We start from the raw sequence: 21,619 nt of genomic DNA on the forward strand, positions 1-21,619 counted from the left end.
ACACATCGGCGTTTTTCTTGGGAAAACATGGCGCGATGTCATTTGCGATCTTTTCGCCGGCTTCGAATTGCCGCACTCTCGCCTCAGTCATGGTGGGACTAGGGAGTTAAGGGCAATGCTGCAAGACCCGGCGAACCGCGATGTGTTTACCGCTCATCGCCCATCTCCGTGGCCGTTTGTCGGCGCTATGATCGGCGCCACCGCGCTCATTACGACGCTGATTGTCGCTTTCAGCAGCTAGGGCACAATTCTTCGTAACTTGATGAAACGGATCCGTTCGTTTAGCGGTCTGACCATGAAGTTCATTCTGATTCAGAAAGCCGATTGATGGCCGCGCAACGATTGGCGGTGCTGGACCTTGCCCGCGGCATTGCGGTCGTCACTATGGCGATCTACCATTTCTCCTGGGACCTCTCCTGGTTCGGTTTTGTCGACTGGCCCGTCGCACAGGGTTTTGTCTGGCGGTCTTTCGCCGCCTCTATTGCCGGCAGTTTCCTGTTTCTGGCGGGCGTCAGCCTGGACCTGGCTCATCACAAGGCTGTTCGCTGGCGATCCTTCTGGCGCCGTCTTGTGGTCGTCATCGTTGCTGCTGCCGCAATATCCATGGTGACCTACTTTACCTTCGGGAACAGTTTTGTCCGCTTCGGAATTCTCCATTGCATTGCCGCAGCCAGCCTGATCGCCCTGCCCTTCCTTAGACAGCCTTTCTGGGTTTCGCTTGCCGGTGCCGTTTTCCTGATAACCCTGCCGGCTTGGGCGAGTTCATCCTTCTTCAACGGCGAACTCTGGCAATGGACGGGACTTGGTACGCCGGAATTCGGCAGCGTTGATTATGTTCCGGTGGCGCCCTGGGCAGGAGTGACCCTGGCTGGCCTGGCATTGTCGAAAATGTTCAGACGGATCCATATGTGGGACCGGTTGTCCCGGCTTTCATTTAGCGGATCGGCTGGAAAGTCCACACGATTTCTGGGACGGCATTCGCTGCCGGTTTATCTGCTGCATCAGCCGATCCTCTACGGCCTTGTCTGGACTGCGGCAACGCTGGGTCCGCAGGTCGACCGTGCTGGTGATGCGTTTGTTCAAAACTGCACGAAGGCCTGTGTGAACAATGTGGGAGAGGCCGGTGTTTGCGAAGCCGCCTGCAGTTGCACTCTGTCCCACCTGGAAGCCGACGGGACCTGGACACTGCTGACAGTCGACCCTGAAGACCCGGCCTTGCGCGCACAAATGAACGAACAATACAAACAGTGCCTTGCAGACCCTCAAAGACTGCCAGCTGTTATCGAATGATTTCCTGAGCCCTCTTGAGCGCCCGCTCGCGCCTCGTGCGTGCGAAGGAACGAAAGTCCGTCTTGTCGCTTCCTCTACAAAGCTGCTCGTGCGCCCAGAGCGATGACACTGCATCGCACTTGGTCTTCATGATTTCCAGCTGTCGTCTGCTAGGGACATGTGCCGGGACACGCTGCCGATAAGCGTTGAGAAACGCGGCTTCCTGGGGTCCTGAAAAACCATGTTCCAGGATGGCATAAGCAAGATCCCAGGCGGGTACGGCCATCGCGGAATATTCCCAATCGATCAACCAGAGATTTCCGGAGCTGGCAAGACAGTTTCCGGGAGAGAGGTCCCCATGGCTCGGAACCGGCATCAGCGCACAGGTTTCGTCTTCGAGCAATCGCAGATCCCGGATCAGTGTATCCAGCAGTCCGATATCCGGTTCATCCTGGCAATTGGACACCAGGGACAGCTTCTGCGCGTTGAAAACGGCATCGGCATCGAGCGTACCTGCAAAGACTTTACCTGATCCGTGCAGCCGTCCGACAGCGTCCCCCAATCTTGACGGCAGATCATCAGCCTCGGGGTTGACCGTCTCTACCGCACCGGTCACAAGAATACCGCTTGCCGGATCGCAAAACAGGGGTGCCAGCGCGATACCGAGACCGGACGCAATCTCGATGTTCCTGGCTTCGGCTTGACGATCCACCATCCCGGCCGTCTCGGCTCTGGGCAGGCGCAGAAAGAAGCTCCCCTTGTTCGTCTCCAGCCGGTAAACGCGGTTACTCAGTCCTGTTTGCGGGACTGCGCGCAAGACGAGGCCGCAAATGTCGAACAGGACCGGGTGGACTTGAAAAGCCCTTCGGATATCTGGCGTATCGGATACAGAATGTGGCACAAGCGGAGTAATTCGGTTGTTCTTTCAAAAGGTCTGACGCCATGACCGACGTCCCCGCGCCTCATATCATCATCACCTATTGTCGCCAATGCAATTGGCTGTTGCGGTCCGCCTGGATGGCCCAGGAGATCCTCTCCACCTTTTCCGAGGAAACCGGTGCCGTGACACTGGTTCCGGCGACCGGCGGTACCTTCGTCATTTCATGCAACGGCGTGACAATCTGGGACAGAACCGACGATGGCGGATTTCCGGAGGCAAAGGTTTTAAAGCAACGCCTGCGCGACCTGCTGTGGACCGACAAGGCACTGGGCCATACCGACAGGCCTTAGATGAAATTGCATCCCTTCATTGAAAATCCCAACGTAACCGAACCAGATTAGGGCTTAGGAAGTCTTGCGGCCTCGGCCTCCGGAAACTTCAAGTAAAACCGGGGCGATTATGTTAATTTCATCAAATGAACAAAAAAGTCGCGACAGAATAGGTGAACAAGTCAAAGAATATACCGCGCTTTTTCGTTCTTTTTAAATATTTCCCGCAAACATGCTCCAGCGATTCAGTTTTCGGAGCCAATTGATGAAGTTTCCGTCCCAAACGTCATGGACCAGATTATTTAAGAGACCGGCCGCGCCCGGGCTTGCGGCAGACAACGCCGCAAAACAGCGTTTTTTCTTCGACTGGTCCATCAAGCGCCAGCTTCAGGTCGGGTTCGGTGTCATGCTGGTTTGTGCCATCGGCGTTGGTGCAAGTGGCCTGATCGCAGCGTCAAAAGTGCAGGATTCCGTTACAATAGCGAAAACGGCAAACGAATTGCTGGGAAGGGTTCCGGAATTGCTCACGGACACTCAGGCATTCAGCCGTACCGGAACACAGGAAACAGCCGGTGCCGTCCGCTCGGAAATTGCCGCTCTGGACAACGACAGTCGTCATCTGGCCGAGGCAGACCACAAAGCGGCCCCGATACTTGACGCCATTGTGTCCGACCTTGAGGTCAGTTTTCAGGCCCTGGCGAAAAACCGACAGGACCGTGACGCAGCTATTGCCAAACTTGGTTCTTTGACAGAAGGCCTGGCCGAAACCACAAACAATGCCATTGCAGAATACAACGCTTTGGCCACCTATCGCTCGACGATCGCCATCACAAATGAAGGCAAGATGACGAAACTGTCCCAGGTTGCTCCCCGCCTCGGCAACATGCGCGTCGTTGCCAGCGTTCTTGAACAGGAAGCCTCCACATTTGCGAGAAATCCGGACAAGGCCCTTGCAAAAAGCCTTTCGGATCGGATCAAGGCCCTCGGAAAAGATGCAAAGGCCGTTCGCCGTGCCGTCAAAACAGACGAGATCAAATCCAGCGTCAAGAAACTGATCAAGAGCTCAAAGTCATTTGAAAAACTCCTGAAAGCGCAGTTGAAGGAAGGCCCTGCTGACGAGGCGGCCTGGACGAACGGTTTGCACCCCGCGGTCAATGAACTGACCAGCCTGGCAGTCTCCATCGTTGAAGCCGCCGACCAGCCAATCAGGGAGCTGACACGCGACCTGCGCCAGTTCGAACGTGCGAGCAATGAATTGGCTTTGATGTCGAACTATACGCAAGGCGTTGCTGCAAACGTACTCGGACTAAGAAGCGCATATTTCGAATACCTGAACACCGCTTCGGAACCGGCCGCGACCTCGTTTGCCAATCATCTGGAAAACGCAACCACGCTGTTGGCAAATCTGGAGGGTGTTCGCGCAGGTGCGTTGAAGCACAGCTCGGACGAGGCACAGGTCGATCTTCTGGAAGGCCCGCTGAATACTCTGGTGACCGCAGGGCAAACGGCCCTGCCCCAGCTTCAGACCAGTTTCGGCAATGTCGTGTCGACTACTTTGATGCTGCACACGAGCGAAATGGAATTTGCCGAAGCTGCAGCGGCAATGACGCATGAGGCTGAATCGATCAGCGCGTTGTCCGGTGAAACCGCAGTTGCCGGTGCAGGAGCCGCACGGACGCAGATTATCGTCACCTTGGCCATGGCGCTGATGCTCGGAATCACATTCGTCCTCCTTCTGTCCAATGCCATTGTCCGTCCCATCAGGGCATTGACGACCGCCATGCTGAAATTGAAGGACGGCGAAACGGATCAGACAATTCCGGCCACGCACCGCAAGGATGATGTCGGACAAATGGCGAAGGCTGTCGCGACATTCTGTGACCGCGAGAAGGAACGTGTTCGCCTGGAAGTGGAAACATCGGCCCGCCAGCAGGACGTTCATGACCGGCAGCAGAAAGTGGATGCCCTTGTTGCCGATTTCCGCCAGGATATTGAAGGTGCCCTTTCTGCCGTGACCGGCAACATGCACCAGCTCGACCGGACCGCTGAACTTTTGTCGGGTATTGCCCGCACGACAAGCGGCAAGAGCGAGGAAGTCAGCACCGCATCAAGCCAGGCCAGCGACAATGTGCAGACAATCGCCGCGGCGACAGAAGAGCTGAGTGCCTCGGTTCAGGAAGTCGGCCGGCAGGTCACCGATACGCTGGACCGGGTCGAAAGCGCAACCGAGGCAACACGTACGTCCAACGATCAGGTCAGGGGCCTGTCGGCGTCAGCAGAAAGGATTGGCAATGTTGTTCAGTTGATTCAGGACATTGCGGAGCAAACCAATCTGCTCGCGCTGAATGCGACTATCGAGGCGGCGCGCGCCGGGGAAGCCGGAAAAGGGTTTGCTGTCGTTGCCTCGGAAGTCAAATCGCTTGCCGGTCAGACCGCAAAGGCGACCGATGAGATTTCCAGCCAGGTTTCCGAAATACAGACATCGACGGATGCGGCAGTCCAGGCAATCAGTTCGATCATGGGCATGATGGAAAACGTCAATGACACCGCCGCAGCCATGGCTGCATCGGTCGAACAGCAATCTGCCGCGACAGCAGAAATATCCTCCGGCGTTTCACAGGCAGCTGCTCAGACCAGCAGCGTTACGGAAAACATCGGCGATCTGTCACAAGGATCGGGTGAAACCAGTCAGTCTGCCCGTGAAGTTGAAGACATCACCGGTGCCGCCACCCGGCAGTTGACCGATGTAACCGACCGTATCGAGCGTTTCCTGCAGGAGGTTGCGGCGGCCTGAATGGCCGCCGCGATGCCTACCGGCTAGTGCGTTCTCTGGCCGGGTATCAGTCGAACCACCAGCGCTCAACAGCCCTGAACCCGTCGAGAGTCCAGTTTGCAGCGACCTGCTCGGGGTGCTTGATCTTGTTGGAATGCGCCATCACGTAGCTCGCGAACATCGGCACGACCACACCGCCTTCGGTGCGCACGATGTTTTGCATCTCGCCATACATCTCGCGGCGTTTTTCCTCGTCGAGCTCCGAACGTGCCGTAACCAGCAATTCGTTGAAACGTTCGTTCTCCCAGAAGGTATCGTTCCAGGGTGCACCGGACGCATAGGCAACGGAGAACATCCAGTCTTCCGTTGGCCGACCGCCCCAATAAACTGCGCTGAACGGTTTCTTCATCCAGACGTCTGACCAGTAGCCATCATTGGGCTCGCGCACGGGCGTGATCTTGATCCCTGCCGCTTCCGCACTGTTGGAATATAGAACAGCAGCATCGACAGCACCGCCATAAGCTGCGTCCGCAGCAGACAGTTGCACTTCAACGGAATCCAGCCCGGCCTGTTTCAGATGGAATTTCGCCTTGTCGGGGTCATAGGATGTCTGTTCCAGATCGCTCGCATGGAACCGGTTTGAACGCCCGATCGGATGATCGTTACCGATTTCACCGTAGCCGAACAGGATCTTGTCGACGAGTTCCTGACGATTGATGCCGTACTTGAGAGCCTGGCGGACATTGTTGTCATTGAACGGCGCTGCGCGCGTGTCCATCGCAAACGTATAGTGCTGTGTTCCTGATGTTGACAGAATGGTGACATTCGGCGCGCGTTGGAACAGGGCGACGGTCTTCAGGTCAACCTGATCGATCACGTCGACGTTTCCGGTCAGGAGCGCTGACTGACGGGCGGCCGGGTCGAGGATCGTCAGCAGATGGACGCCGTCGAAATGGGCACGGCCCTCTTTCCAGTAGTTGGGATTGCGCACCAGTTCGGCGATCACACCCGGCTCGTAGTTCGTCACCTTGTAGGGTCCGCAGCCGTCGCTGCTTGTCGGGTCGATCTTGCCGTCCTTGGCCGGCATGATGGGAAGGTGATAGTCGGTCATCACGAACGGGAAGTCCGCATTCGGCGCTTCCAGCGTGAAGACGACTGCATTTCCGTCGACTTTCATCTCCTGGATCGGATCGACGAAGGGCTTCGCGGCCGACGTACTCTTATCTCCGCGGTGATAGTCAATCGAGGCGATCACGTCCTCTGGCTTCACGGTGCCGCCGCTATGATACTCGACGCCGTCGCGGATCTTGAATGTCCAGACCTTCGCATCGGGAGAGTCCCAGCTCTCGGCAACTTCTCCCACGAGAGATCCATCGGCGGCAACTTCGGCGAGATAGCCGTGGCGCGCAGTCGCAAAAACCTGGACATACTGATTGTCCCAGGTGCCAGGATCGTAATTCTCGCTCGTGCTTCCGGCAGCGATACCCACGCGCAGCGTCCCACCCTTCTTGGGTGTCGCAGCAGCTGGACCGGCAAGCGTGCCCGCAAACGTCATTGCACCCAGCGCGGCCGTTCCCTTCAAGACGCCGCGGCGGGATATCCCGGATTGAATGATCGGAATTCGATGACTGCTCATATGTCCTGTCCCCTTTTTTTGTTTCGTGGAATTCTTACACGTGTTGTTCCGTGAATAGAAAACCGCTCAAGCGGCCTCGCTGTCCAGTAATTTCTACCGGCAGGAAGGCATCTTTTTCGAATGTAAGTGTTTTTTGATTGATTGATCAATTAAAAAAAAGTTAGGAATTTTGAATGGGATTTCATTCGGTGTTGGGGAGGTAGAATGACCGCTCGCAAGAATATTCTGATCCTGATGGTAGATCAGCTCAACGGCACCCTGTTTCCGGACGGCCCGGCGGACTTTCTGCATGCTCCCAACCTGAAGGGACTTGCTGCACGCTCGGTGCGGTTTCAGAACACCTACACGGCCTCTCCACTTTGCGCACCGGGACGGGCGAGTTTCATGTCCGGCCAACTGCCGCGCCGGACCGGCGTCTACGACAACGCAGCCGAATTTGCCTCCGACATTCCGACTTACGCCCATCATCTGCGCCGGGCGGGCTATACCACTTGCCTGTCCGGCAAGATGCACTTCGTCGGCCCGGACCAGATGCATGGCTTCGAGGAACGGTTGACGACCGACATTTACCCTGCCGATTTCGGCTGGACGCCGGATTATCGAAAACCGGGCGAGCGTATCGACTGGTGGTACCACAACATGGGTTCGGTGACCGGTGCCGGTGTCGCTGAAATCTCCAACCAGATGGAATATGATGACGATGTCGCCTTCCAGGCGATCCGCAAGATCCATGACTATGGCCGCGCCAAAAATGATCGTCCATTCTGCCTGACTGTCAGTTTCACACACCCTCACGATCCTTATGTCGCCCGCAAGAAATACTGGGACCTTTACCGGGACTGCGCGCATCTTCTGCCGGAAGTTCCGGCCAAAGCTTTTGAAGAGCACGACCCGCATTCGAAACGCATCTTCGATGCCAATGACTGGCGCAGCTTCGACATAACCGAAGAGGACATACGCAGGTCCCGTCGCGCCTATTTCGCCAATATTTCCTATCTCGACGACAAGATCGGCGAAATACTCCACGCCCTGGAGGCAATGCATCTCGCCGAAGACACAACGATCCTGTTTGTCTCCGATCACGGGGACATGCTCGGTGAACGCGGTCTCTGGTTCAAGATGACCTTCTTCGAAGGGTCGTCGCGTGTACCATTGATGGTCGCCGATGAGGATCTTGCGCCGGCCCACATCACGGCGCCGGTCAGTACGCTGGACGTATTGCCGACTGTCTGCGACCTCGCAGGCATCGACATGAGCGAGATCATGCCCTGGACCGACGGCGAAAGCCTAGTGCCCCTCGCAAAAAGTGGCGAACGCACCTCTCCGGTCCTGATGGAATATGCCGCCGAGGCCTCCTATGCACCGCTGGTCGGAATTCGAGAGGGCGACTGGAAATACATTCATTGCGAACTCGATCCCCACCAACTCTTCAATTTGGCGGACGATCCCTATGAGTTGACCAACCTGGCGGACGATCCGGCACACATCGATGCAAGCACCCGCTTCGCCGATGCCGTCAGGGCCCGCTGGGACATGGCCACCTACGATGCGGAAGTCCGTCAATCCCAGGCGAAGCGCTGGATTGTCTACGAAGCCCTGCGCAATGGCGCATATTTCCCTTGGGACTACCAGCCCCTGCAAAAAGCGTCCGAACGCTACATGCGCAACCACATGGATCTGAACGAAGTGGAAGAAGGGCGGAGATTTCCAAGGGGAGAGTGAGTGCGTATGACTGCGCGCCAGATCACTCGGTCGGAATTGCTGAAAATTCCGCTGCCTCTTCTAACCCTCCATTAACCCAGACTCGCAAAACACCGCTTATATCCAAGCGCAAAAACCTCGTTTTCACTGTCCCCATGCCATGACCGGGCTGGGGAACGGACTATTGCGAAACGGGGAAACGGGGCGTGACTGGAGACAAACAGACAGAAACAATGCCTGCAAACGGCATTGGCGAGACCGTGCAGAATGTCAGGCTGCGCCACTTTGCCTACGGCTCGATTTCATTGCTTCTGGCCGGCGGTGTCTTCGCCATGGCCTATCTCTTCATGAGCACGACGCAAAGTGCAGACGAACTCGCGTTGCGCCATGAACGCGCGCTGGTCACAGAGGCGCTGGAACATAGTCTGGAGCTGGAAGCGCGGCACCAGACTTTCGTCGCCGTCAACGACAAGACGGCGCGGGAAGTCCAGATCGACGATAGAATCGACGAAGCGTTTGCCCACGAAATCGCCCGCCAGATGTGGCTCGACTTTCACCACGACTGGACCCTCATCGTCGACGGCAGGAATGACCTGATACTGGTTGCCGCTGAAGATGAAATCGTACCGTCTGCCACCGGTCAGGAAGTCCTGGATACAACCAGGGACCTCGTTGCCAAGGCCCGCATCGGTTATCAGACCGTCCGCCGTCCCTCTGCTGACGGCTTCAAGGTCAAATACGTCGAAAAGGGCAAGCTCGCCCCGATCTATGCGACCGATGTGCGCAACATTGACGGCAGGCCTGCTCTTGTCAGTGCCATGGCCATCGTTCCTGAATCCCCCGACCTCTCCCTTCCCGATGGTCCTCCAGGCGTGATCGTATCCGTATCCCTGATCGAAGAAGCATTTCTTTCGGAGATCGGCGAGACGCTGTTGCTTGAGAATTTCACCTATGTCGCCGGGACCGGTCACCATCAGGCGAGCGTCCCCGTTTCGGCCCATGGTCATCAACCGATCGGCTATTTCGAATGGACCAGCGCCGCGCCAGGCAGCAAGATCCGCAGCACGATCGGACCGATTGCCGCGGTTCTGATGCTGGTGTTCATTGCCATCGGTGTCTTTTTCGCCCGCAGGCTGGCGCAGAAATCACGCGCACTGGAAGACAGTGAAGCCCTCAATCGCCGCATGGCCAGCCATGATCTGATGACCGGTCTCGCCAACCGTCCTCACTTCCACGCCGCCCTTGATCGGGCCATCGCCCAATGCCAGACAACACCATGTGCCGTGATGGCCATCGACCTCGACCGTTTCAAGGCCGTCAATGACACCTATGGACATGTGGCGGGCGACATGGTCATCCGTCAGGTGGCGCAGCGGTTGCGCAAGGTATTGTCGGGCCATGCGCTGATCGCCAGGACCGGCGGCGACGAATTCGTTGCGCTCTTGCGCGGCCCGGTCGACGACAATCGCCTGCGCTGGCTTTCCGACACACTGATAGAGGCCATTGCGCAACCCGTTCCCGTTTCCGGGGGCCTCGCACAGATCGGCGTCAGCATCGGCTGGGCATCTGCCCCGAAACACGCCGACACCGCTTCCCACCTCCTCGCCCTTGCCGATCAGGCGCTCTATTCCGCCAAGGAAAACGGCCGCAACATGGCGGTTTGCATCGAGGATCTATACCAGCAACAGCAACAGTTGGATCAGCAGGACAGCCGCAGTATCAAACGACGCGCGGTCCGGGGGTGAACCGGGTCGATCACAGCAAAGGTCAGTTGAACGTGATCTGGCCGCTCATTCTGGCAGACTTTTCCATCACGAAAATATCACTTCGCATGGTCCGGGCATCAATTTCGCATTCAACATCGAGGCCCGCCGCTGCGCACAGGACGGCGCCGGCGGCAATATCCCAGACATAAACGGATTTTTCGACATAACCAGCCATGCGGCGCGAGGCGCAGAAGGCAAGAGAAGCGGCACAGGATCCAAGACAGCAGACGTTGAGGTCCAGTCCTTCGGCTTGATTTTCCCATGCTATCCGGTCGTCACGGTTCCATTTCGCGTTGCGTCCGACACCAAAGACGACAGCCGGAGCGAGGCTCTTTTCGGAATTGAGCGTCCGCCCGGCTTCAGCAATGTGGACTTCCCCCAGGGCCGGCAGGGCAATTCCGCCCAGCCTGGGGGACCCGTCTTCCACATAGGCAATCGATACCGCCCACAAGGGATTTCCGCTCAGAAAGTTGGCACTGCCATCAATCGGGTCGACGGCCCAGAACCCCGCTCCGGCGATCCCGCCACTTTCCTCGCAGACCAGTGCGTCATCGGGAAACGCGGTTTCAAGCTCCTGCCGGATCAATTCTTCCACGTCCCTGTCTGCACGACTGACGTAGTCGCCGGGTTCTTTCATCTCGATCAGGTTCCCTTCCCTTTTCTGAAAGTAGGTCATTGCAAGATCGGATGCGGCTTCGAGAACCTGTTCAAGTACGTCCTGGCGGGAAACCCTCTTCATGATCAGCCGGCCCGCGCGCTTGCCAGTTTTTGCTCCAGGTCGCGGGCAATTGTTGCGGCACGGCGATAAAAAGCTTGTGCACTGACGGCATATCTGTCCTTCGGTGTTTCGAAGTTAAGCGGTGGCTTGTACGGCGTTGCCGCGATCGCCTGTATGATGGCATCCCAATCGAGGCGGCCGTCACCCGGCAGCAGGTGATCGTCTCGAATGCCCCAATTGTCATGGAGATGCGTGGCCACAAGGCGGTTTCCGAAACGGTGCAGCACCGACAGCTTGCCCGGTTCCTGCAGTTCCCAATGGCCACTGTCGTAACAAAGGCCAAGCACGTCCGCGCCGTACCGTTCGAACAAAAGCCCGAACGCCGCCAGCCAGTTGTCGCCGTCAGCCTTGCCGAACAGGTTCTCGATCGCGATCACCACACCCGTTTCTCGGCATAGCGATGAAAGTTCGTCGAAGCTGTCGAAAACCGGTTTGAAGAACACGTCGGTTGCCGCGGAAGTTGCAAAGGCCTCATCCGTCACGTCGAGATGCAGGACAACATTCGGACTTGCCGTTGCAACAGCAAGATCGATGCGATTGCGGATCAGTTCCACGCCGGCCGTGCGTTGCCAGTCATTCGGCGAAGTATAGTCCATCCGCCTCTCCATGGTATCCGCGCGCGCGCCCATTCCCTTGCCGGTAAACTCGGTCACAGGATTGATCCCGTTGGTCGCATGTACCGAATGCATCTTCAGACCGGCCTCATTCAGCGTTCGGGCTATGAATGCGATTTCCGCATCCGTGTACCAGTAGGACGAGCCAGCATCCGGATTCCAGTTGAGATGGGTAAATCCGGCCTCCCGGATGAGGGCAAGGTCCTTCTTCAGTCCATCGTCAAACCATCGCGGTTCACTCGGCCAGTGCCAGACCGTGATACAGAGTTCAGACATTCGGGGGCTCCTTCATAGTCGGTTGCGTTCCGGGCCGCGCCCCATCGAAAGACGCTCGGCAAGAACGATAATCACCATGGACGCCACCATGATCAGCGTCACATAGACAAGATTGACAGCCCGCTGTTCGGGGTCGGCGGATCGGGCGCCGTCAACGATTGCAAGCGAGAGGGGTCTGTTGTTCACGTTGAAGAGAAATGCGGAGACAGGATACTCGGTCATCAGGTCGTTGAACTTCAATCCTGCCAGAAGAACGACGGTCGGAAGGATAAGAGGCAGTGAAATCCGCCGGAACCTGTAAAGAGCGGACGCGCCGAGCGACTGTGCCGCTTCGCCGTAATGCGGATCAATGCCGACAAAAGCCGCCCTCAAAAACCGCACCATCAGCGGCATGATGATGACCGTGTAGGCAGCCGGAACGATCCACCAGTTGCCGAGCAGGATCGCTCCGCCCACCAGGGCGTTAGGTGTGTCGAACGCCAGGATCATGCCGACCGCCAGCAGCACGCCCGGCAGGAACCACGGCAGAAAGAAGCTGAGATCAAGCGTACGCGCCGCCCAGTTATCGTATTTCAGCATGACCGGAACCGAAAACAGTGTGATGGCCAGGCCGAAAAAGACGGCGAGTCCCGACATCTGCACCGAGTTCAGCAGCGGTTGCAGAACGTCGGCATCGGTGAACACTTTCAGGTAGTTCTGAAGGGAGAGGCTTGAGGGAATGATCTCGACACCGATGCTTGCCGCCGGAGCAAAGGAAAACAGCACCACCGTGAGAACGGGAAGAACATTTGCCGCAAGGAACAGGTAGGCGATTCCATGCGCAATCCCGTTCCAGACTGGATTGCGGATCGTCTTGAGCTGGATGGGAACCGGAACTTTTGCACCACCGGTAAACCGTCCGCGCTGCTCGACAATCTGCGAGGCAATGATCAGGCTCATGACGATGACGCCGAACATCATCGCAAGAATAACTGCAAGGTCCTGTCGCCGCAGGCTGTTCAATTTCAGGATCATCTGGGACAGCATGTGAAAGTCACGCCCGCCGAGGATTTCGGGTACGGCGAAACTGGCCATGGCGGTATCGGTCAACAGCAGTGTCACGGCGATCAGCGTCGGCATCACTGCCGGCAGGACAACCCGCAGCAATATCGTGTGCTCCTTCGCACCCAGGCTGCGCGCAGCCTCGACCGTGGAATAATCCACCCGCCTGAGAGCCGCCCTCAGGAACAGATAATGCAGTCCGGTCATCAGGAACGTATGCGCATAAAGAACCGCCCAGAAGCCTTCGAACCAATCCGAGCCAAGATCCGGGAACAGCCATGTCAACACCGCGGTGACCGATCCGGTCTGTCCGAACACGAACCGGTAGCCGGCCGCGGCCACGACCGATCCGAAGACTAGCGGCACCGCGAACCCGATCTTCAGAAGAGATCGCCCCCGGATGGCAAAATAGTCGAGAAACATGACCTGGAGCACACCAACGACCGTCACGGTGAAGACAGTGGCAAGCGTCATCCAGGCGGTGTTGGCGACAGCCTCCCGTACACGGCGCGCGGCGGATAGCTCCTCGGCAAGGATGAAAAGGCCTTTTGAGTCAGCACCTGGAAAAGCAACACTCAACCCGGCGATGAGCGGAAAAATCAGAAAGGTCAGCAGGAACCAGACGACACCACATAGTCCCAACAGCAAGCCTGCGCGTTCCAGCCGGCGCGCGGCGCTCATGATACGGGTTTCCTGTAGATATGGGCGGCGTTCTCACGTGCAGCCAGATACAATGCCTTGCCGGGCTCAAGGTCGTCATCGACGAGGTGTCCGGCAATGATCACATCCAGCCGCTCCTCACCCAGGCGGCAGGTCAGGGTCGCCTCACGGCCGGTGAAGTCCAGAGTTTCCAGTCTGGCTTCGACGGCGTCAGGGTGAGCGGGATCGACAAGCTTCAGATCCTCGCATCGCACATGGGCGCTTTCACCTGTTTGCAGGTGCAATTTCGGGAACAGCCGTGCCGCGCTGGCTGGCAACAAGGCGTTCGCGGCTCCGATGAAGTGGCAGACAAATGCGGTTTGCGGCGAGCGATAGATCTCCCGGGCGGTGCCGGCCTGTTCAACCCGCCCCCCGTTCAAAACGACAATCCGGTCGGACATGGAAAGTGCCTCGTCCTGATCGTGGGTCACGAAGAGCGCAGTGAAACCCAGCTCTGCCTGCAACCGCCTGATTTCGCGGCGCATGGTCTGCCTGACCTTGGCATCCAGGTTTGACAAAGGCTCATCAAACAAAAGTACCTTGGTTCCCATGATCAGCGAGCGGGCAATCGCGACCCGTTGCTGCTGACCGCCGGACAACTCCGCCGGGCGTTTAGGCAACTGGTCCAGAATGCCGGCAACCTCGGCGATTGCGGCGACCTTCGCGCGTATGTCCCGGCTGCCGGTTCCCGCGACCCTCAATCCGAAGGCAATGTTCTCGAAAACGGACATGGTCGGAAACAGGGCGTAGTTCTGAAAGACGATGCCGACGTCTCGATCCTCGGGCGGCTGACGGGTCACATCCTCGCCGTTCAGGCTTATTTGCCCGCCCTTGACCGGCACAAATCCGGCGATAGCGCGTAGCAGCGTCGACTTTCCACACCCGGAAGGTCCGAGAATGGAAACGAACTCGCCCTGACGAAGCGCAAGTGTCACGTCATGGACAACGGTCAGCTCGCCGTAACCGATGGTAACCTGTTCAAGACCGAGAAGCGGTGGTGTCATCGAACTTGTCTCGCTGTCCGGCAGCGCAAAGGCGCTGCCGGGTTTTCGGCACGTGTCATTTGATTTCAAGTTCGATACGCTGGATCCAGCCGTCGATCCGGCCGGCGACCAGATCCCAGTCGACCGGTTGAGCCGTCACAAGCTTCGCCTTCTCCTGAACCTCCGTCGGTGCAAGCGCGATCGCTTCCGGGTGAGCCGGAGCCTGGTTGAACCGGGTCGCATAGGCACCCATGAATTCCGGCGAGCCGAACCAGTCGACGAAAGTCTTTGCCTGATCCAGCTGGTCAGTACCATCCATGATCGCAATGCCTTCAGCGATGAAGGGCGTTCCGCCTTCCGTGTCGATCAGTTCAACGGTGTAACCGACATTTTCCGCCTGCCGGTAGGCACCTCCGAACCAGTTCAGGTCGATCAGCGCATCGCCGGAGGCATAGGCCTGGGTCTTGCTGTCTCCATCGTTCGCCAGGATCGCGTTGGCATAGAAAGTCTCCATGAACTTCCAGCCTTCGTCCGAAACCTTGCCGTTTTCATCCATGAAGCGGGCAAGAATACCGGCAAGAAAGGTCCGGGTGGTTTGCCATGACGTCGATCCCACGACGTATTTGCCCTTGTAGGCAGGGTCGGTCAGATCGAGCCAACTCTTTGGCGCCTCGCCGGCAGACAACTTGTCCGTATTGATCGCGATCACGATCGGCGTCTGCCAGAACTTGTGAACGATGCCATCCGGATCGACATATTCGTCCGGCAGCCCGTCGGCCCAGGTCGGCGTGTAGGACTGGAACAGCCCTTCCGATTTCAGCGTCGACATGGCCATGTCGACAAGGCCAAAAACCACGTCAGCCTGCGGATTGTTCTTTTCCGCAAGCAGGCGGTCAAACAATTCACCGCCACCCGCGTTCAGGATTTCAATGTCGTGTCCGGCGGCAGCTGCCTGCTCGGCGATCCACTCCGCGCGTTCTCCTCCCTGCGGCGAATAAACGACCAGCGGGTCAGCCTCTACCACCCCACCTAGTGCCAGCAGTCCTGCCAGGCTTGTAAGAACTGTCTTTTTCATGAGCCACTACCTCCTTGCTGATTGAGACCCTCCGGCCTGAAAGCCCGGATTTCGTCGCACAACATCATGACAATTAAATTACGTTGTGTAATTTAATTTAAAACCTATTATCCCGAAACGTCGGGAGAATCAAGATGACGGCGCAACTCAGCCAAACGGAGCGAAAGCTGATCGCTCTGATTTTTCGCAACAAGACAATGGCTCGAACCGATCTTGCGGAGGCGACCGGGCTGACGGGTGCGTCCGTGACGCGCCTCATTAACCGATTGCAGGAAGACGGTTTTTTCCACGAAACGCGCACAAGGACGGGCGCCCAGGGTCAACCGAAACGCAATCTGGCGCTGAACCCGGATCGATTTTTTTCGATCGGCATCGTTTTTTCCCTGAGAACAATGGAATTGGCTCTGCTGAATTTCCGCGGCGCCATCTGCGCCACCCGGCACCGCGTCCTGTCAGGCGCCCGTCCGGAGGACGTTGCCAGGGCGGCCGCAAGCGGTGTTGCGGATCTTTCACGCAACCTCCCTCCGGACTCTCTGCTTGGTGTCGGGGTCTCCCTGCCGGGCAATTTCGGCACCTATCGCGACCTGCTGGTAGCGCATGAACTGTTCGATCAGCTCGGTGACGACCGGGTGATCACGGCCCTCAGGTCCGCATTCGACATTCCGGTGCACATCGAAAACGACGGCACATCTGCGGCGATTGCCGAATTCATGCTTGGGGAAGGCGTCCGTGACGAGGATCCGCTGTTTTTCCTCCATATTGGCCACGGTGTCGGCGGAGGAGCCATTCTCGACGGCAAACCCTACCGCGGCGCTCATGGCAATGCCTGCCTGCCGGGCTTCCTGTTTCCCTATGAAGAACTCCGGCCGTCCGGACAGGATCTCCTGAAACACATGAACAACGCCGGTCACAAGATTGAGGACCTTGACGGTCTGACGCAGCCGGCCTCCGGTCTTGCAGCGGACCTCGATGCCTGGATTGACCGCGCGAGCCAACAGATCGCACTGGCACAAAGAGCAATCACCGGGTTCTTCGATCCGGCGGAAATTGTTCTCGGCGGCCGGCTGCCCGGCTGGATCAACGAGGCACTCGTCGCGCGCGCCGCGACGGCGCGGTTGCCGGGACCCTCACGAGGATTGCCGAATGCACCGCTCAAGACTTCAGCCTTCGGCCCCGAAGGCGGCGCCATCGGCGCGGCCTGCCTGCCCCTGTTCGAAACGTTTCTCTGATCCGGGCTTCCTGTTGCCTGATTGCATCAGAGACATTTGAGGCGGGAGGCTGACTGGCTGTCCTGAAGAGTTGATGGAAGTGGTCCCTGCCCGTTTTCTACCTTGGCGGCCCCCGGCGCGGGACCGACGCAGTCTTCACCTCTCGTTGGCTGACCGGGACCAGCGGTCTACATGACGGCTGGGGCAAAGCGGGAGATATCTTGCAGTCCTGGAAACTCAAGCGCAGAGAATAACGCCCCCCGGAGCCATCCGGCAGGTAGAAAACACAGGCTCAACTGCGGCGATTCGCCGATTTCTTTCACTTCGAAGAAGACTTCAAGCCGATATTTCGAACAGGACGCAACATCAACCGAGAGTGTCCACATCTAATCTTGAACACGCGTCATTGTCCTTGCACGAGCAGTCTTGAAACTCTCAACTCAAATAAGAACTATGCGGCAGAGACTTATCCGGTGCGTCAGTTCCATCCAGCTGTACCGCAGCGGGTGCCCCCCGCTCGCTGGAACAACCCCGGCCTGCAATTGGTTAACAAACAATTGACACGTCGAAGCCCCGGCCCGGATAGTTGATCGGGTTACGCGCCCGTGTCAGGGCGCCTTGGGTGTTTCAGAGTTTTAACGGAGTGGTCTCATGACGGCCAGCAGGAGTCTGCGTTTGCGCGGACACTGGAAATTTTTGCGCCTTTTTCTAAGCGTTTTTGCAGGACTGCTTATTGCGAGTTGCGGGCCGGGTAACCAAAACTTTCTGGCGAACGGGCCAGGCGCACAGCTCGAAGCCCGAGATATTGCAATAGCCAGAGAATTAAACCGCAAATATTTCAACTTTCTTTGCCAAGAAGCCGGCCTAGTTCCAGGTTCACTGGGAGAGCCGTATCACTCTTGTTACATTGAACCAGAAAACCAAAAGTACTGGACTTTGATAACTTATCAGGGGCTCAATGATATTGACCGGAGATGCGACGCATATCTTCAATGGCTGGATAACAAAAAACGTTCTAAGGGGCCATTGGTTAGTCAGGTGGGCTCGATAGGGGCGGCTTCTCTCGGTATAATGGGCGTAACCGGCGCATCAACAAAGGCGCTGACAATCGCGGCGATCGCGTTCGACTTGGTCAGCAAAAGCATCGAAAACTACCACAGCCGTCTGCTTCTAGAGATAGAGTCTTCAACTGTTAATTCGATTGTTCTCAACTCGCGCAGAAGATTCCGAGAAGATCTTCGAGACAAGAAAATAAGTATATCTAACAAGCCTCAAGCAGAACACGTCCTACGATCCTATCTACGTCTGTGCTTACCGTTTTCTATCGAAGCCAACATTAACAACTTTTCAACGCTTGGCTCAAATGGGATTGCTCCCAATGAGGAGAATTCAATAGATTGGCGTCCAGTTGTCGGCGATATCGTCGGCACAGGGCAGCCCTTCGGTTCACGACCCGGTGGTCGCCCAAAACCGCAAAGCCCCCACACAACTCCCAGCATGCTGAAAAGGGTATTCAAGGGTGACGGTTTCCAAACTACCGACCTTAAGGATCTACAATACGCGTTGTGCGTTCCAACAAAATCCATAGGAAAAGTCGACAAATATACTATCGAGGCAATCACAATATTCGAGGAAGATCAGCATATTAATGATCGGATTGATAGAGATGGTAAGATAAGTCGCGACGAGTTTGATTTCATCGTCGGTCACGGCGAGTGCCAAAGTGATTTGTATCGAAATTGGTATGAGCGAAACAATATGAACACTGACGAACGTGTGACGGGACTAATAACTCTGATTAATAGCAAGGTACCAGGAACCCAAATTACGAAACCGGTTCCGCTAAACGACAAAATTCTCCGGAGTCGGATTAACGCGGCACGTCATCAATACAAACTTAATGACTATAACGGTGTTGCATCTCAGCAAGTCACAAGACAGCTTTTTGATCTATTGAGCATTCCGTAACCTAGAGGATTAAGGGGTAGTTGACATGCATTTTCTGACCAAGGCCCCGCCTTTTGGCGAGACTATTCCAGTTTACCAAAAAAACTCCAGAAATTCGCCCTTGGTTCGAAACCTGATTGGCCAGGAAGCGGTGACTTTGAACCCCAACATGCAGGAAAGCTCCGAAGAGTGGGGATTCATATCTATCGATCAATTCGCCGGAGGCGCCTCACCCAGTGAAGGTTGGATCGAAATGAAAAACATCGAAAAGCGCGATCCCGCTGACATTGCCCGTTTTCCACTGCCGCTTCGTCAGTTCATACGAAGCTGCGCAAGAGCCGAATTTGCCAGCACTGTGGCCGAGTCCGATGCAAATTCTTCCATTATGGCCGATTACCTGATTGCTTGGGCAAATGTTGAAAGTGCAACCGCTCAGGAACCGTTTTCCAATCCGGAACCGGATTTTGCAGGATCGGATGCAGAGGGGCCGTTCAGGCTGACTTCGGTCGACTGGAAAACCTACATGAACGAAGTCAATGACCCGCACCCTTATGTTTCAGATTTCGAACGCCTGATCCCAACCTGCCAAGTAGCCGGGGCAGCATTCAAGGTTCTGAAGGATGTTTTGCAATTTAGCGAACTGATCACACCTAAACCTATTCCGCAAGACGGTGTGCGTGTCGCAAGTTACCTAAATGCATTGCATTGCCACCTCATTGGTGTCGAGGCGGCAGTGGCATGTCAAAAGCATTTAGATAAAAATTCAGTCACCGCCTCCATGGAACAAATACTTTCCGGAACTCATATAGATCAAGCAATGCGAGATAACCTTATTCAAAACAGAAAGAGATTTCTTCTGACCGGTAACAAGACGGTCACGCTTGAAACCTTCGTCAAACGCACCAACGAGAGCCTCGCGAAGGCATTTAAGGAAGCCTACCGCCAAATACTCGCACATGCGGATTATCTTCTGCCACCGAAAACAACCGTGTCGGGTCCAGCAACATGGATGAACGTCGCAGCAGATGAACTTCAAAACTGGGACGACAATTCTCTGGTTGAACACTCTGGAAGTGGCCTTCAAAAAGTTATTAGCTACTTAGCGTCTGTCGGGTTGGTAACTAACAAGTATGAGCACTGGTGCGGCGGATTTGTGGGATATTGTTTAAGCAACGCAACACCATCTTTTATGGGCACGTTAGTACAAGGTGGTGCACGAGCAAGCAACTGGGTAAATTGGGGAAATGCAAGCCTGCGGAACTACCAACTGAGGGATATACCTCAGGGAGCAATCGTAGTGACCAGACCTCTTGCACCTGGAACTTCCGGCCATGTAGCATTTTTTGAACAAAAGGTTCCGAATGAAGACGCCGTATTTTTGTTTGGCGGAAACCAAACTAATTCAATCACAAAAAACAAAAAAATTCACAAAAACGATATCAGAGACATCCGCTGGCTAGACGTTAGCGACCCGGCTACCGACGCAATCGACCCAACACCAGTACCTGGATCGCCGATAAATGCAACTCAAGGCGAGCTACTTGTATTGGCTCGCACACTGTACGGTGAAGCGCGAAACCAATCGAAAATGGGCATAGAAGCCGTAGCTCAGGTCGTCCTCAATCGTGCAAGAAAGCAATTCTTCGGTAAAACAATCCGAGAAGTTTGCCTCCACCCCAAACAGTTTTCCTGCTGGAACAGAAATGACCCGAACTTCGCAAAAATAAAAGACGCCAAACCGAATAGCTCGACAGAATTTGATCTTTGTTTTTCCGTAGCTCAATCTGCAGTCGCAGGGACAATGACTGATCATATTGGGGCTGACACGCTTCACTATCATGCGACTTACATAGCCAAACCATCTTGGGTAGTAAAATCATCTAATCCAGTTGTTACTCTTCGCGAGGGAAGCCACATCTTCTATAAAAATATCGATTGATTTTTTCTATTGTCACTCGTCCAAGTGGTACCTAAGTCGCAGTAGAAGCACCTGCGAAGAAACTTTGATTAGCCGCTTGCAAGCTGTGGTTTTTGAATCGAAAGCTTGATCAAATGCCATGTCACTTCAGCAGCGACCTTTGTGACCATGATATCAATCGATCCGTCATTTCAAATCGACTGAATAAGGCGCCTGCCCCCTCCTGACACCATTGTGTCAGGAGACTGACAGGAAGTCCTGAAAACCCGACCGTTGCCGCTTCCACCCCCTTTTCTCGCGCGCGGAACCGGACCATATTGCTGCCATGCAGAAGCGTTCCTCCAAAACCCGTTCCGAAGACACGCCCGCGCCCGAAGGGTTCGGCGAAGCGCCTCAGAAGCCGCTTTCCGGCACACCGCTCTCCGGCTCCATAAGCGACTGGGCGGCCGAGATTGCCGAAGAAGCGGATAGCCCGGCGCCGAAATCCAAGATCACGGACCCGGCAGCACCAAAGGATCTCGCCCCCGGTGCCCCGGGAACGATCAGACGGACGGCGCGCACCTCGTCGCGCGAGCGTGAACGCGCAGGCGGCGACGGCGCGGTCGCAAAAGATGTTGAGGAAGGCCGCAAGGCGAAACTGTCTCCCAAGGGGGCGAAGGCCAAGGGCAAGATCGAAAAGCCCGCAAAACCGACAAAGTCCGCACAAGGAACTTCCATCGGCAAGGC

General features: G+C 56.2%; 15 protein-coding genes. 8 read left to right on the plus strand and 7 right to left on the minus strand.

The window, feature by feature from the left end:
* Window positions 1-327: 327 nt before the first annotated feature.
* Window positions 328-1,290 carry a heparan-alpha-glucosaminide N-acetyltransferase gene (locus LA5095_RS19015; protein ID WP_055117728.1) on the plus strand — a complete coding sequence of 321 codons (963 nt, stop codon included), beginning with the start codon at window positions 328-330 and terminating at the stop codon, window positions 1,288-1,290.
* On the opposite strand, the gene LA5095_RS19020 is transcribed toward LA5095_RS19015, so the two are convergent.
* Complete coding sequence (locus tag LA5095_RS19020; protein ID WP_158510412.1) at window positions 1,280-2,170, minus strand: choline/ethanolamine kinase family protein; 891 nt, start codon at window positions 2,168-2,170, stop codon at window positions 1,280-1,282. The two genes, LA5095_RS19015 and LA5095_RS19020, sit on opposite strands and share 11 nt — an antisense overlap.
* A gap of 41 nt (window positions 2,171-2,211) precedes the next feature.
* On the opposite strand from LA5095_RS19020, the gene LA5095_RS19025 reads away from it, so the two are divergent.
* Both LA5095_RS19025 and LA5095_RS19030 read left to right on the plus strand, forming a co-directional pair.
* Window positions 2,212-2,499, plus strand: coding sequence for an Rdx family protein (locus LA5095_RS19025; RefSeq protein WP_055117732.1), 288 nt, complete (start codon window positions 2,212-2,214; stop codon window positions 2,497-2,499).
* Window positions 2,500-2,743: 244 nt separating this feature from the next.
* Window positions 2,744-5,272 carry a methyl-accepting chemotaxis protein gene (locus tag LA5095_RS19030; RefSeq protein WP_082442886.1) on the plus strand — a complete coding sequence of 843 codons (2,529 nt, stop codon included), beginning with the start codon at window positions 2,744-2,746 and terminating at the stop codon, window positions 5,270-5,272.
* A gap of 46 nt (window positions 5,273-5,318) precedes the next feature.
* Here LA5095_RS19030 and LA5095_RS19035 read toward each other — a convergent pair whose 3' ends face one another.
* On the minus strand, window positions 5,319-6,887 hold the full coding sequence (locus LA5095_RS19035; protein ID WP_186009636.1) for an ABC transporter substrate-binding protein: 1,569 nt from the start codon (window positions 6,885-6,887) through the stop codon (window positions 5,319-5,321).
* Window positions 6,888-7,091: 204 nt separating this feature from the next.
* On the opposite strand from LA5095_RS19035, the gene betC reads away from it, so the two are divergent.
* Together betC and LA5095_RS19045 are read left to right on the plus strand one after the other, a co-directional pair.
* Entirely contained in the window at window positions 7,092-8,609 is a 1,518-nt protein-coding gene (gene betC / locus LA5095_RS19040; protein ID WP_055117734.1) for a choline-sulfatase, read from the plus strand.
* Between the two features lie 185 nt (window positions 8,610-8,794).
* Window positions 8,795-10,333 (plus strand): diguanylate cyclase domain-containing protein, encoded by a 1,539-nt coding sequence (locus LA5095_RS19045; RefSeq protein ID WP_055117736.1) that lies wholly within the window; start codon window positions 8,795-8,797, stop codon window positions 10,331-10,333.
* A 22-nt stretch (window positions 10,334-10,355) separates the two neighbouring features.
* Here the strand turns inward: LA5095_RS19045 and LA5095_RS19050 are convergent, their stop codons facing one another.
* From LA5095_RS19050 to LA5095_RS19070, 5 genes are read right to left on the minus strand one after another with little or no spacing between them, the layout of a single operon-like run.
* A complete protein-coding gene (locus LA5095_RS19050) occupies window positions 10,356-11,093 on the minus strand; it encodes an inositol monophosphatase family protein (RefSeq protein ID WP_055117738.1) in 738 nt (245 codons plus the stop codon).
* Window positions 11,094-11,095: 2 nt separating this feature from the next.
* On the minus strand, window positions 11,096-12,022 hold the full coding sequence (locus LA5095_RS19055) for a sugar phosphate isomerase/epimerase family protein (RefSeq protein ID WP_055117739.1): 927 nt from the start codon (window positions 12,020-12,022) through the stop codon (window positions 11,096-11,098).
* Window positions 12,023-12,034: 12 nt separating this feature from the next.
* Window positions 12,035-13,744 carry an ABC transporter permease gene (locus tag LA5095_RS19060; protein ID WP_055117741.1) on the minus strand — a complete coding sequence of 570 codons (1,710 nt, stop codon included), beginning with the start codon at window positions 13,742-13,744 and terminating at the stop codon, window positions 12,035-12,037.
* On the minus strand, window positions 13,741-14,766 hold the full coding sequence (locus tag LA5095_RS19065; protein WP_055117743.1) for an ABC transporter ATP-binding protein: 1,026 nt from the start codon (window positions 14,764-14,766) through the stop codon (window positions 13,741-13,743). Before LA5095_RS19065 ends, LA5095_RS19060 begins: the two co-directional genes overlap by 4 nt.
* 55 nt (window positions 14,767-14,821) lie before the next feature.
* Window positions 14,822-15,820: an extracellular solute-binding protein gene (locus LA5095_RS19070; RefSeq protein WP_055117745.1), complete on the minus strand. Its 999-nt coding sequence runs from the start codon at window positions 15,818-15,820 to the stop codon at window positions 14,822-14,824.
* A gap of 134 nt (window positions 15,821-15,954) precedes the next feature.
* Here LA5095_RS19070 and LA5095_RS19075 point away from each other — a divergent pair, with 134 nt between their 5' ends.
* The 3 genes from LA5095_RS19075 (at window position 15,955) to LA5095_RS19085 (ending at window position 20,914) form a co-directional block, all read left to right on the plus strand.
* A complete protein-coding gene (locus LA5095_RS19075) occupies window positions 15,955-17,049 on the plus strand; it encodes an ROK family transcriptional regulator (RefSeq protein ID WP_082442887.1) in 1,095 nt (364 codons plus the stop codon).
* A gap of 630 nt (window positions 17,050-17,679) precedes the next feature.
* On the plus strand, window positions 17,680-18,996 hold the full coding sequence (locus LA5095_RS19080; RefSeq protein ID WP_055117746.1) for a hypothetical protein: 1,317 nt from the start codon (window positions 17,680-17,682) through the stop codon (window positions 18,994-18,996).
* A 25-nt stretch (window positions 18,997-19,021) separates the two neighbouring features.
* Entirely contained in the window at window positions 19,022-20,914 is a 1,893-nt protein-coding gene (locus LA5095_RS19085; protein WP_055117748.1) for a cell wall hydrolase, read from the plus strand.
* Window positions 20,915-21,619 lie beyond the last annotated feature (705 nt).

This window comes from Roseibium album (assembly GCF_001404515.1).
In the GTDB taxonomy this organism is placed as follows: domain Bacteria; phylum Pseudomonadota; class Alphaproteobacteria; order Rhizobiales; family Stappiaceae; genus Roseibium; species Roseibium album.